The sequence below is a fragment of the Desulfitobacterium hafniense DCB-2 genome (genome assembly GCF_000021925.1).
Lineage (GTDB): Bacteria > Bacillota > Desulfitobacteriia > Desulfitobacteriales > Desulfitobacteriaceae > Desulfitobacterium > Desulfitobacterium hafniense.
On sequence record NC_011830.1, the window covers coordinates 5,168,632 to 5,181,471 of the forward strand.

General features: G+C 49.7%; 11 protein-coding genes. 2 read left to right on the forward strand and 9 right to left on the reverse strand.

All coding sequences use genetic code 11. The features are described from left to right. Window positions 1–11 precede the first annotated feature (11 nt). From sleB to asnS, 3 genes are all read right to left on the reverse strand, one after another. A complete protein-coding gene (gene sleB / locus DHAF_RS24155) occupies window positions 12–698 on the reverse strand; it encodes a spore cortex-lytic enzyme (protein ID WP_005815363.1) in 687 nt (228 codons plus the stop codon). 191 nt (window positions 699–889) lie between these two features. Further along, the gene (locus DHAF_RS24160; RefSeq protein WP_005815362.1) at window positions 890–2,062 is read right to left on the reverse strand and encodes a pyridoxal-phosphate-dependent aminotransferase family protein; all 1,173 of its coding nucleotides are present in this window, start codon (window positions 2,060–2,062) and stop codon (window positions 890–892) included. Window positions 2,063–2,391: 329 nt separating this feature from the next. After that, complete coding sequence (asnS, locus tag DHAF_RS24165; RefSeq protein WP_011462263.1) at window positions 2,392–3,783, reverse strand: asparagine--tRNA ligase; 1,392 nt, start codon at window positions 3,781–3,783, stop codon at window positions 2,392–2,394. Between the two features lie 214 nt (window positions 3,784–3,997). Between asnS and gdhA the strand changes: the two genes are divergently transcribed. Continuing rightward, a complete protein-coding gene (gdhA, locus tag DHAF_RS24170) occupies window positions 3,998–5,332 on the forward strand; it encodes an NADP-specific glutamate dehydrogenase (protein WP_015945505.1) in 1,335 nt (444 codons plus the stop codon). A 220-nt stretch (window positions 5,333–5,552) separates the two neighbouring features. Beyond that, window positions 5,553–6,458, forward strand: coding sequence for a DUF3102 domain-containing protein (locus tag DHAF_RS24175; protein ID WP_015945506.1), 906 nt, complete (start codon window positions 5,553–5,555; stop codon window positions 6,456–6,458). A gap of 72 nt (window positions 6,459–6,530) precedes the next feature. Here the strand turns inward: DHAF_RS24175 and pylSn are convergent, their stop codons facing one another. The 6 genes from pylSn to DHAF_RS24205 all read right to left on the reverse strand — a co-directional run bounded on the left by pylSn (window position 6,531) and on the right by DHAF_RS24205 (window position 12,834). Continuing rightward, on the reverse strand, window positions 6,531–6,863 hold the full coding sequence (gene pylSn / locus DHAF_RS24180; protein WP_011462266.1) for a pyrrolysine--tRNA(Pyl) ligase small subunit: 333 nt from the start codon (window positions 6,861–6,863) through the stop codon (window positions 6,531–6,533). Between the two features lie 30 nt (window positions 6,864–6,893). Then, entirely contained in the window at window positions 6,894–7,733 is an 840-nt protein-coding gene (pylD, locus tag DHAF_RS24185) for a 3-methylornithyl-N6-L-lysine dehydrogenase PylD (RefSeq protein WP_011462267.1), read from the reverse strand. Between the two features lie 2 nt (window positions 7,734–7,735). Continuing rightward, window positions 7,736–8,926, reverse strand: a complete 1,191-nt coding sequence (pylC, locus tag DHAF_RS24190) for a 3-methylornithine--L-lysine ligase PylC (RefSeq protein ID WP_011462268.1) — start codon at window positions 8,924–8,926, stop codon at window positions 7,736–7,738. After that, the gene (gene pylB / locus DHAF_RS24195; RefSeq protein WP_015945507.1) at window positions 8,917–10,014 is read right to left on the reverse strand and encodes a methylornithine synthase PylB; all 1,098 of its coding nucleotides are present in this window, start codon (window positions 10,012–10,014) and stop codon (window positions 8,917–8,919) included. The genes pylC and pylB overlap by 10 nt, the downstream gene beginning before the upstream one ends. Before the next feature lie 102 nt (window positions 10,015–10,116). Continuing rightward, complete coding sequence (gene pylSc / locus DHAF_RS24200; RefSeq protein ID WP_011462270.1) at window positions 10,117–11,055, reverse strand: pyrrolysine--tRNA(Pyl) ligase large subunit; 939 nt, start codon at window positions 11,053–11,055, stop codon at window positions 10,117–10,119. Between the two features lie 294 nt (window positions 11,056–11,349). Continuing rightward, window positions 11,350–12,834 (reverse strand): ethanolamine ammonia-lyase reactivating factor EutA, encoded by a 1,485-nt coding sequence (locus DHAF_RS24205; protein WP_015945509.1) that lies wholly within the window; start codon window positions 12,832–12,834, stop codon window positions 11,350–11,352. Between the last annotated feature and the right edge of the window lie 6 nt (window positions 12,835–12,840).

Here is a 12,840-nt window from a genome sequence, read left to right on the forward strand (position 1 = left end):
GCCATCCCCTCCTAACGAGTGAAAATATGATTACCGATTTGCATAATTTGGGGCCTGGACCAGATGAATTTATTCTTGGTCTTGGCCGGGTTGAAGAAGAAAAGTGCCCCTCCCGTGGGATCCACTCCCGATACCGCTTCCTGAGCCGCTTTAAGTGCTGAAGCTGTAGGTGCCATATTGATCTGCCCATCAGCCACACTGGAAAAAGCCAGGGGTTGGTAGATTATATCTGCTATGGTATTGGGAAAGGCCGGATCCGACATCCGGTTGAGAAGGACCGCGGCCACAGCTACCTGTCCTACATAGGGCTCTCCTCTGGCCTCTGCACTGACGCAACGTGCCAACAGGTTAATATCCACATTCTTTGGTCCAACGGATTTTCCTGAAGCGTTCGTGCTGTCCCCCGTCAGAAGCTTGAGCTCCTTGATGGTCTGAGCCCCGGCTATTCCATCCACCTTTAAGCCCCGCTCTTTCTGAAAGCGGGTCACGGCAGCCTTAGTCTTTGAGCCGTAGACGCCGTCAACCTTTCCGACCACATAGCCCAAAGAGGCAAGTTTTTTCTGGAGCTCAGTGACCTCAGAGCCTCTTGAGCCTTGACTCAAGGCTCGATCACCCAAAGCGCCATAAGCCCCGCTGGCAAGGATCAAGGCAATACCCAACGTTATTACCCCTACCCACACTCTCTTTTTTGTGATCATCACACTCACCTCACACCTAGATTTAGATCCTTCTTAGTGTGGCTGAGGAAATGAATTATTATCCAGAGATTCGTGGATTTTTCATAGCAACGAACCCAATCCGTAGGGATACCATAAAAAGACAGCCCCTGGGGAGGGCTGTCTCCGTATCCGTTGATGAAGATTATCCATGGCCTTTTTGAGCCGCTGTATTACTTCCCTAATCCTTCATGATAAACGTTTTTAAAGGTTTCCACAGCCTTGGCGGGATCGGCCCGCAAGCCCATCTCGTTGAGGGTTTCACCCACAAGTTCCATGGCCTTAATAAACATCTCTTCAGTAGCGTTGCCCATATGACCGATCCGGAAAGCTTTCCCGGCGAGATTCGCCAGCGAACCGGCAATGACCATACCTTTTTCCGCCAGCTTGGAGCGGAATTCGGCGTCATTTACACCCTCCGGATAGAGGATGCAGCTCAGAGTGGGGGCAGCGATCTCCTCAGGAGCCAAGGCCCGCATACCGTACTGGGCCAACCCCGCCCGAACCGCCTTTCCCAGGGCGGCATGGCGCTTATAACGGGCTTCCAGGCCTTCAGCCATCACGAGCTCCATTCCTTTTTCATAGGCATAGATCATATTGACGGGATGGGTGGCATAGTATTTTCCGGGATCCTGCATCGTCGGCAGCCAGCGCAGGATATCCATATAGTAGGCGGCCACCTTATCCATAGCTTCCCTTGCTTTTAAAGCTTTAGGCCCAAAGGCTACGATAGCTAAACCCGGAGGAACACCGATGGCTTTTTGGGAACCGGTAAGCACCAGATCGATTCTATAGTCGGGATGGCCGTATTCTTTTTGCATATTTTCTTCAATCGCAGCTGAGGCACAGACTCCATCCAAAATGAAGAGAGGACCATATTTTTTCACTGCCGGCACCAGTTCTTCCAGATTGGACATGACCCCGGTGGAGGTATCCGCATGGGTCACCGTGACGGCTTTGAAGCCTCCTTCAGCAAGCTTTTCCTCAACGGCAGAGATTTCAACATGTTTTCCCCACTGGGATTGAAGCACTTCAACCTGAATACCATGGGCTTGAGCCAATGGGATGAAGCGATCGCCGAAATAGCCATGACTAATGACCAGAATCTTTTCTCCGGGGGCCACAGTGTTGACGATGGCCATCTCCATGGATAAGGTCCCGGAACCGGCAACCACAAAGACTTCGCCGTCGGTATTGAACAAGCGCTTGGTCATGTCCAGGCTGTTCTTAAATCTCTTAACCAGCCTGGGATCCGTATGGGAATAGGTCTCTTGGGCTAATGCTTCATATATTTCATCCACAACCGGTGTCGGCCCGGGTATGAGAAGCATTTCTTTATTAGGCATAGGGTCATCCTCCTTTTATTTACGACAATATTATTCCTAATCCATAGAAAATTATCATTTTATGATATTTACAGGAATCAATAAGTGTTCTATAGCAGATTCACTTTTCCTGCCTCTTCCAATAAAAACATTGTATACATGGTGAAAAATGCGGCTATTTCTCAAATTGTGACGCTATTTCCTGAATTGAGATGCAATTCAAGGGAATTCAGCCGACTTATTGAGACAGATAAAGCGCTTATAGGTTAAACCACTAAGCGCTCCAAATTCTGCTTTATATTATAATTTAATTGCTCTTCCTAAACATTCAATAATAGTGCAGCGACTATTTAGAAGTCCGCATTTTTAACCGTTCTTGGGAAAGCCACCACATCGCGGATATTGGATATTCCGGTTAAATACATAATCACCCGTTCAAAGCCCAGTCCATAGCCCGCATGACGGGTTCCGCCGTATTTACGGAGATCCAGGTACCAGCTGTAGTCTTCCTTATGCAGCCCCAGCTCAGCCATCCTCTTCTCCAGATAGTCTAAACGCTCTTCACGCTGACTGCCGCCGATGATTTCCCCTACTCCGGGAACGAGCAGATCCATAGCTGCCACAGTTTTCTGATCGTCATTCAAGCGCATGTAGAAAGCTTTGATATCCTTGGGATAATCGACAACAAACACCGGTTTCTTGAAGATTTGTTCCGTCAAGAAGCGTTCATGCTCAGTCTGGAGATCTGCTCCCCATTCCACGGGAAATTCAAAGCGCTCTTTCTCTTTTTGCAGAATCTCAATGGCTTCCGTATAGGTAAGGCGGCCAAAATCTGAGTTGACAATGTTGTCCAAACGATCAAACAAGGTTTTATCCACGAATTCATTGAAAAAAGCCATTTCTTCCGGAGCATGTTCCAAGACATAGCTGATCAAGTATTTCATCATTTCTTCGGCAAGTTCCATATCATCCTGCAAGTCGGCAAAAGCAATCTCCGGTTCAATCATCCAGAATTCCGCGGCATGGCGGGCTGTATTGGAGTTCTCAGCCCGGAAGGTGGGACCAAAGGTATAGACATTGCGAAAAGCCATGCAATAGGTTTCGGCATTGAGCTGGCCGCTTACCGTCAGGTTGGTTTCTTTGCCAAAGAAATCTTTGGCATAATCGATTCGACCCTCCTCAGTCCTGGGCAGAGCATCCAAATCCAAGGTGGTAACCCGGAACATTTCTCCGGCTCCTTCAGCATCACTGCCCGTAATGATCGGAGTATGAATATAGACAAACCCTTTATCCTGGAAAAACTTATGTATAGCATAGGCCACCAGGGAGCGAACACGGAATACCGCCGCAAAAGTGTTGGTCCTAGGTCTAAGGTGAGCGATAGTCCGCAGATATTCAAAGGAGTGGCGTTTTTTCTGCAGAGGATAATCCCCGCTGCAGGCTCCCTCGATCATGATGGACTGCGCCTTCAGCTCAAAGGGCTGCTTTGCACCCGGGGACTCTACCAGCAGGCCTTTTATGATCAATGAGCTCCCTGTGGCGACTTTGGCAATCTCCTCGAAGTTATTTAAATCTTCTTCAAAAACCACCTGGATACCCTTAAAAAAAGACCCATCGTTGATTTCAATAAAACCAAAGGATTTAGATACCCTCAGGGTACGGACCCATCCGGAAATCTGCAGCTCTTGGTTGAGGTAAGCTGGAGTATCGCGATAAATCGACTTGATCAAGGTGTTTTCCATTACTGGACAATCTCCCTTCATATTTTTGGCTTGCTGATGATTTTAATTCTACATTTTTGTTAAATAATCCTCTATCTTCATGAATACAATACACACTCCCAAAACAAAAAGGGTTTTGACCTATAACAGAGAATATTTCTACGTTACTTCTGTTACATTAATTGGGACAGAAGACGGAAAACTTAAACAAAGACGTTTAGGGGGAAAACTGAATATGACCTATGTTCAAGAAGTTCTGGAACAAGCCGTTAAGCGCAATCCCGGTGAAGCTGAATTTCACCAGGCACTGAGAGAGGTCTTGGAATCTCTCGAACCCGTGTTGGAAAAACGTCCCGATCTTAAGGAAGCAGGAATTCTCGAGCGCATCGTCGAGCCTGAACGGCAGATTCTCTTCCGGGTCCCTTGGGTTGACGACCAGGGCAAGGTCCAGGTGAACCGTGGTTTCCGTGTGGAATACAACAGTGCCATCGGACCTTATAAAGGGGGCCTGCGTTTCCATCCTTCGGTGTATTTAGGTATCATAAAATTCTTAGGCTTCGAACAGATCTTTAAAAACTCCCTGACCGGTTTGCCCATTGGCGGCGGTAAAGGGGGCAGTGATTTTGATCCGAAAGGAAAATCCGAAGGAGAAATCATGCGGTTCTGCCAAAGCTTCATTACAGAACTTTATCGCTACCTTGGTGCCGATACAGACGTCCCGGCAGGGGATATCGGTGTCGGCGGACGGGAAGTGGGCTATATGTTCGGTCAATATAAGCGGATTACCAATAGATATGAAGGTGTTCTCACCGGCAAAGGCTTAACCTTTGGCGGCAGCCTGGGCCGTACGGAAGCAACCGGCTATGGATTGGTTTATTTTATGGAAGAAGCCCTTAAAGCCGTGGGCAAATCCTTCAGCGGCGCTACTGTCGTTGTTTCCGGCTCCGGAAACGTTGCCATTTACGCGACCCAAAAGGCCACCCAGCTAGGGGGCACAGTCGTGGCCATGAGCGATTCCAACGGCTATATCTATGATAAAGACGGTATTAATCTCGATACAGTCCGCCAGTTGAAAGAGGTTGAGCGGAAGCGCCTTAAAGACTACGTCAGCATTCATCCCACTGCCGAATATTATGAAGGCTGTGCAGGCATCTGGACCATCCCCTGCGCTATCGCACTCCCCTGTGCCACTCAAAACGAATTGGACGGGGAAGCGGCCGAAGTTCTTGTTAAAAACGGCTGCTACGCTGTCGGTGAAGGAGCCAATATGCCTTCCACTCCGGAAGCTGTGGATGTGTTCCTCCAGCACAAAATCATCTATGGTCCGGGCAAAGCAGCCAATGCCGGAGGTGTGGCCGTATCCGCTCTGGAGATGTCCCAAAACAGCATGCGCTATTCATGGACTTTTGAAGAAGTGGATGCCAAGCTCAAAAATATTATGGTCAATATCTACCACAATGCCAGCAAAGCCGCTCAAGAGTTCGGCTTTGAGGGGAATTTGGTGGCAGGGGCCAATATCGCCGGCTTCCTTAAGGTAGCCGAAGCTATGAAGGCTCAGGGAACGGTGTAATCAGGAAGCTTACCGAAGCATAGAGTTATCTTTAACCGGTACGAAAAAAACAAGAGAAGGCGTTGTCCCGCAGGGGATAGCGCCTTTCTCTTGTTTTTTCCTCAATCGAATTTGAGGACTCTTGTAAGATATAAATAGTTATTCTGCGTACGAGTCCTCTCACTTTGGTCAGTACAGCTACATATTCTATACTAAAGCTGTCAAAAGGATGGGTACCACTATGACCAAATTGAGCGTCGAACGCACGCCGCTGATTATCGCGGCTGAAATCAATATGATTAACCAGCAAACCAAAAAAGCCCTTCTGACCGGTGCTGTTGAGATCGGCAAGCGCCTGAAGGAAGCCAAGGCCCTTGTTCCTCACGGGGAATGGGGTAAATGGCTGGAAGAATCGGTCAATTATTCCCAGCGGACCGCTGATAAGCTGATGCAGCTCTTTGATGAATATGGGCATAAGCTGCCTGCCTTATCCGGCGATGATAGCAGCCCAAATTCGCCCCCGGAGGCGAATTTGGGCTATACCAAAGCGCTTATTCTGCTTGGAATTCCGGAAGAGGAAAGAGAGCAATTTGTCCTGGACAATGATGTGGGCAGCATGACCAGAAAGGAACTGCAAGAGGCTGTCCAGGAAAAGAAACAAGCCCTTCAGGAAAAGGATGAGGCCAATAAGGAACGGGATCAGGCCATCGAGGAGAAAAACGACCTCCAAAAAGAGCTGGATGAGAAAGACAGCAAAATCACCGAATTAATTACGCAGAACACAGAACTGGAGAGCCAGGTTTCAGACTACAAGCAGAACTATGAGAATGGGCAAAGAAATGTCACACCACAACAAAAAGAACCGGAGAAAGCCCCAGAAGAAACCGCCTCCGCCCGGAAAATCACCGACGTCCAATTTACTATTCACCGTGACAACATGCTCAGCGCCTATAACGAGCTGCTGAAAACTCTTGCCGCCTTAGCCCCCACAGATCCGAAACTTAAGGAAGAATACCGGGAAACGGCCCATGGCATTGTGGAAACCATGGCGAAGCGGCTGAAAGTATACCCCCCTGAGATCCAAACCAATCTAAAAATCAGGACCCATACGACCACCTTGCTGAGTGCTCAGAAACCATCGAACTAGCTCAAGGGGCTTATGACCTGCTCTACGCAGCCATAAGCCCTTACTGTTGTTTTTTGCGGATGCACAATCCCCTTAAAGATGTGAGCCATAATGCTGGCTCATGACTGTGGAAGAATACTTCTGAAGCTTCCATTCCGGTATCCGGCAGTGCGGACACACCCCAAAATGCAGCTTGTTGCGAAGCCAGCGTGCCGCCCGGCTATGTTTGGAATTATAGATAATAAAGCGTCGGTTGCAATGGGTGACAATTTCCGCCGTATTTCCCCTTCTGGTCATGGCTTTGATCCCATGCAGAGTGCCGCTGCGGGATGGCCAAAGTTTGATTTTTTCCACCAAATTAAAAAAATCAACGTTTTTTCGGTAATACCTTTTCTTTTCCTCAGAAGCCTGGGACACTCCTCTCATCTCCTTTGCCTGCTGTCTATCAAGGAAGCTTTATGCCGGCGGTGATATTTTGGCAAGAATCTCATAGAGCATTGTCGCCACACCTAATTGCAGAGGATCATGCACCAAACGCCCCTCAACCTTCTTGATGGCTTGAGCCTGAATACCCAACGGCACCCCCGGCGCAGCTATGCAGGTATCCGTATGAAGATGATCCGCTCTGATCAATCCCCCTTCAGGACAGGCCACCACAATGGCCCGATGCTTGTGCATCGCCGAATCCAATTCCCTCTCAATGCCAATAGAGCAGCTGCGTTGACAGAGGATGTCCTGAGCTAATTTTTCGCTCACGGTCAACTCCTTATCAAGGACATGGACATGGCCCCCGAAATCAAGGACGGCGAAAGCGGCAGCCCGCCCCACCGGACCGGTGCCTATGACCAGAACATCCCGCTCTTTAAGGCCGCCGGTCAAGCAATCAAGAGCAGCCGCAAAGCCCCGGCCTGTTGCCTCGCTGTTGTCCGAGATCTGCCCCGTTTTCAAATGGACCCCAATAAAACGCTCTTCATCGGCCATAAAGATAATTTCCGCTCCGCGTTCCAGCGCTTCAGCGAATCCCTTGACATCGGGAGAGACCGGCACAAAGGCCCTCATGCCCAGGAAACCCAGAATTCCGGCAACCGTCTCCGCAAAACCACTGATCACACCCAGGCCGCAGGTCATCGGCACTACGGCAATTAACCCCGGATCAGGAATATCTGCCGAAAGCCTGCCAACGGCATGGGCGGCAATATGGGCAAGCCTATACCCGGTTTTGGCCAATAGTTCCGCATCATATATGTTCATCTGCCGGAGGATTGATTCGATATCCCTTACCTGAAGACGAGTCATACCTATTCAGCTCCCTCATACCAACTTGGCGGATAAGGATCGAGCACCTCCGGAATCTGCAATTCCTCCTGAATTCGTTTAAGGACCTGATCTCTTTTGGCCCAAACCTCCACAGGGCTTGATCCCCAAGTCATTAAAGTGAGGACCCATTCCTTTTTGCCCCAGGTATAATCGGTTAACACCTCATCCGCTCCAAAAAAATCTCTTAAAACATGCAGCGGGCCGGCTTCCCCTAAAATATGTTCGCCACAAGCTTCTATTTTCTCCGGAGTTACCAGGAAATGCTCCAGGATTACAGGCTTCTCCGCCCCTTTTTGTCTAGCCCGCTTCAGCCTGGGGCCGGGCATCTTTCCCTGCACAAAGGCTTTGCCCAGGTACTCAACCATATTAAAGCCGGTGGAATGAAACACAGCTATTGGGGTCTGACTGGGCAACCTGGCATCAATCTCCAGCACTTTAAGCTTTCCGGCGTGAAGAATAACCTCGACATCCATGATTCCCTGCAGAGAAAGCTCTCCTGCCAGTTTTAAAGCCATCTCTTCGAATTCACGCTTAAGCCCCAGGTCCAGCCGGGCAGGTGCAAGCACCCTTTTGCAATCATACTGGGCATCCATCTCTAACTCCGTGATCTGAAACACTTGATAGTTTCCGGAGAAACCCATCACCTCGATGGAATAAGACGGTCCCTCCAGATACTCCTCCAAAACCCAATTGTCCCGAGACTCCTGATGGAGAAGGCGCTCCAATTTCTCCCGGCAGGGAATAACCTGGACCCCCTCACTGCCACTACCATCCGAAGGCTTGAGCAGCATTGGGAAATGACAGTCGGGCCACGGCCGCGGGGCCGGAACCCCCATTGCCGCGAACAGCTGATTGGAACGCTGCTTGGACGACGAGATCCTATAGGCGTCCAGATCCAAAACACAAGGGATGTGGGTTCTCTGCCCAATGTCTGCAAGGGCTGTCAAAACCTCCAGATCTTCAATGGCCGGCAAAATTAGATTCACCCCTTTAAGCTCGGCCACAAATTCTTCCCTTGACCGGAGTATGTCCATACAGTGGAATACATCCGCCAGCTGAGCCCCTTGGGCTTTTTTCCTGCGATCAAAAAGAACAACATCCCAACCGGCCTTTTTCGCTAAATAAGCAGCTTCAACACCCTGGAGCTTGCCGCCAATGATCCCTACCCGCATTGAACGGCTCCTTTCGCTGAACAAGCAGGATGAGCAGGCCATGATTCCAGCCAGGCTTGGTATTCCAGGCGGGTAGCCGGCTCTAAATGCATTCTGTTGAGGATGGGGATAATCTTCTCCAGGGAACGGTTGCCGTCGGCAATGTCACGGCTGCTCTGGGATACTCCCGCCAGGCCCGCCGCAGGCGGAATAATCGAAGTGACCACATTGGCCCCCGAATTCAAACGCTGTTCCAGCCCCCTTAAGCCATCCACATCAAGGGAAGCCGGGATCAGACGGTCAGGCATAACCAAGCGCATGATGGCAATAATCAAGAGTTCACGGAAATGAGACCCCGTTTTCCACCCGGCTAAAGGGGTGTTTTCCTGAGGAACAAAGCTCATAACCCGGACCTGGGCCGCTTCCATCCTTTTCATGGTGAGGATCGAAGCCGCAATATCTTCATGGGTGTCCCCGACGCCTGTCAGAATTCCTTCTTCGATAAGATACCCCATGGCCTTGGCCAGGCTTTTTTGCCCCATCCGCTCATCATAGCTCTGTCCAATCCGCAAGCGGTTATAGAGGGTCCGATTATGGGTTTCCTGATAACATGCGTACCAATCGACACCCGCAGCTTTGAATTTCTGCAGAACATCTGGGGATACGATCCCCGGCGATAGCATCACCGGCGTTTGGGTTTCCCGCTTAATTTCCCGGACTGTCTGCAAAAGTTCGTTGAATCCTTGGGGAGTATTATGGTACAACGGATCTTCTCCCATGGTCAGATCCAGAAGGTGCACCCCGGAATCCGCCAGCGCACGGGCTGCCGCGATGATTTCAGCACGGTCTTTGCGATAGCGCCGATAGCTATGGTTTGATTTGCGGTAGAGACAAAAGGTACAGTCATTCTTGCAAAACGTGGAAAAATATAAAAAGCCATAAAGAAATATTTTGTTCTGGAAGTACTTCTCACGCAGTTCCCGCGCAACCTGAGCGACACACCCGAATTGGTCCTCAGTTGTTTCCAATAACCTCAAAATATCTTCATGACTAAGCATAGACTCCGCTTTTGCCTTTTCTAAAATCTCTGCCAGCTTTAAATTCTGCATATCATTTTCTGCCTCCTGCCCCTGCAATCTCCTCCCAAATCTCTTGAATCTTTTTGCGCCTGATTGCTTTATTAAAGAAAGAAGAAGCTTCAGTTTATATTATCAATTGATATTTAAGCGTACTCCATCAAGATAGCTCAGGCTTCTGGCCATACTCTGAACATGTTGTGTTCCTTCGCGAATCATCAGAAGCCTTTCCAGACCAAAGCCCAGGCCTACCCAGGGATCAACTATCTCCCATTTTTCATCAAGGAAGTGGGGCCCCATGGCCCCCGAAGCCAGCTCCAGATCGCCCTTCATCACATCTACCGTATCCCCGTAAACTACCGAGGATTCCGTAACCAGCTCAAACTCCCTTATTCCCGCAGCCTCCAGCACCCAACGGGCCATGTCTTCAAGACGTTGATGCCGCTCTTCCAGCGGAGTCCCCAGTTCTGTGAGATTCAGCATGGTAAATTCATTGAGATGTTGTGCCCCCTGGGACTCTTTCCGGTAACAGGTTCCAATCTCGAAAATCCGGATCGGCTTATCCCACAGGCGCTCAAGCTCTCTCCACAAAGTGTATAGATTGGGAGCCAGCATCGGCCGCAAACATTTCTTCCCATCCAACCAAAAAACCTGGGAAAACAAAGGATGGTCCTCCCCTATGGTCATCTTAGCCAAGGCCGACTTCGTAATAATCGTCGGGGTCACCACCTGAACAAATCCCTGTTGGTGCAATGCCTTCGCTAATCCCTCTTCAAGCTCGAGCAAGGCGGGACGATGCTTCACCGTGCGCAGCTGTTCCAAATGGCGTTTTCCCTGGCTCATCAGTTGATGTTCAATCCCCTGAAAAGCGCGGTCACGGCTTAGTGCATCGGAAAAACCCATTTCCAGCTGCTCCCCGGAAGCATTGAGTTCTTTCAGGCGTTGATATTGAACCTTTGTCCAAAAGCTGCTCAAGGGTGGGTCCCTCCTTGTTAAAAACATAAATGTGGCGGGGAGTACGGGAGTTTCACCCGCCTGCACGAATTTAGAGTCCGTGTGATCTATTCGATCCACCCCCCAGGACTTTTTATACTACAGAAAGTATAAGCTTGCGCTATATACTTTCTAAGCATAAGTGCAACCAGCGATTTCGCCTCATTTGCAAGCATCGGTTTAAGGCAACAAGTGCGAAGACAGTGTCTTCGTAGCGAAACCGGGTTTTCTATACAATACTGCAATTTTTATGCCAAAGGCTCCAAGGAACACAGCAGGCCTGGCTCATCAGGAGAGCCAGGCCGCCACGAGTCATTTTTTACATCCGTTAAGTCACTACTACTTCCTCTAAGCATAATTGACTCAATGCACTCTTTACAGTTTCTTGGTATCGAAGACAAGGGTCTTCATGACCACAGGGATAATGCGCCCTCCCATAAGGGGTTTGCCAATATCAATATAATCGCAATTCTCCAGGCAGAGCTGGTCGATACAAATCAATTCTCTGTGTTTCCCGCACAGGGCCGTCAGACATTGACCAAGAATCTTGCCGCAGTCCTTTTCAATAATCAGAATTAAAGGCTTATCCCCAGCGATAAATTCATCTACCCCCAGCACAATGCCTTTGGCTAAGGTTTGGATGTCCAGAAAGGAAAGGGTTCTCGGGCCTTGAAAAGCCAGGGCAAGGTGCTGCGTTTGTCCTTCCGTGTAGAGAAGGGAAACGCTCTTTCTCACAAAATCCCCTATTTCTTCAGCAGCAGCGGGGATTCCAGCAGACCCCTCCGGAAAGGGCTTAGCCACTAAGATATTTCTAAGGGGCAAACTTGTTTGTCCTTGCACATGGATCGTACTACCACTCAGGCTGATGGACTGTGTACCGGTTCCAATCACCGTGGCTCTGACCGTTTCCAGGGGCTTTATCAGGGCGAAGCCTGCGGCAATTATTTTTTCTCTTAACATCCAGCCCAGTAACGGACCCATATCGCCGAAAGCACTGACCTCTTCCACAGAACAGGGCGGTGAGTCCTTGTAGACGTAATCCGCCACTCCCCCGGATACCATGATGCTGTTCAGGGGATAATTTAAAGACAATGGAGGTGCCATCAGAAGTTCTCCCGTTAATGAAGAAAGGTTTTTGCTCAGGATAACCTCGACAATGGACTGGGCCATCAAGGCAGCAATTTCCCTTAGATGCTCCAGTTGAATAACTTCCCCCACCCTGATCCAGCGGCCCATAGCTTTGAGTACAGCTTGCATCGGCTGGGCAATATAAGTAACCCTATCTCCCCCAGGCTCAATTTCCAGCAGACGGCCCCCTATATTCAGACACGTGGTATCAATCGCCTGGCCCTCCCGGAATACGGCGAAATTCGAAGTTCCGCCGCCCACATCGATATTGACAATCTCCTGATGCTTTTCAGCCGAATATGCCGCGGCACCCGATCCTTTGCCCGCATAGATCGACTCCAGGTTGGGACCGGCGGCAGCGACCACAAAATCTCCGGCAAAGCCAGCCAATACGTCTAACAGCGCTTTGGCATTTTCCTTTTTGGCGGTTTCCCCTGTAATAATGACCGCCCCGCTGTCAATGTCCCGGGGGGTCACGGCCGCTAACCGATATTCCTCTTCAACCAGGCGGGAAATCTCCTCCCCATTGATAAGGTGATGCTCCAAAAGCGGCGTTAAATGGATTCGACTCCGATGAATCACTTCTTTAGCGGTGATCGACACACGTGGAACCAGGGTAACGCTGGCGGTATTTTCAATGGTGAGGCGACTTAAGACCAATTGAGTGGTTGTGGTCCCAATATCGATTCCCACACTCGTTATGATTTGACTATCTGACCGGCTCATCAGCACACACCT

Coding starts and splice junctions, on each gene's coding strand:
- pylSn (WP_011462266.1), bottom strand. CDS start 6,863: ATGAGAGGAGTGTCCCAGGCTTCTGAGGAAAAGAAAAGGTATTACCGA.
- DHAF_RS24175 (WP_015945506.1), top strand. CDS start 5,553: ATGACCAAATTGAGCGTCGAACGCACGCCGCTGATTATCGCGGCTGAA.
- asnS (WP_011462263.1), bottom strand. CDS start 3,783: ATGGAAAACACCTTGATCAAGTCGATTTATCGCGATACTCCAGCTTAC.
- gdhA (WP_015945505.1), top strand. CDS start 3,998: ATGACCTATGTTCAAGAAGTTCTGGAACAAGCCGTTAAGCGCAATCCC.
- DHAF_RS24160 (WP_005815362.1), bottom strand. CDS start 2,062: ATGCCTAATAAAGAAATGCTTCTCATACCCGGGCCGACACCGGTTGTG.
- pylD (WP_011462267.1), bottom strand. CDS start 7,733: ATGACTCGTCTTCAGGTAAGGGATATCGAATCAATCCTCCGGCAGATG.
- pylC (WP_011462268.1), bottom strand. CDS start 8,926: ATGCGGGTAGGGATCATTGGCGGCAAGCTCCAGGGTGTTGAAGCTGCT.
- sleB (WP_005815363.1), bottom strand. CDS start 698: ATGATCACAAAAAAGAGAGTGTGGGTAGGGGTAATAACGTTGGGTATT.
- pylB (WP_015945507.1), bottom strand. CDS start 10,014: ATGCAGAATTTAAAGCTGGCAGAGATTTTAGAAAAGGCAAAAGCGGAG.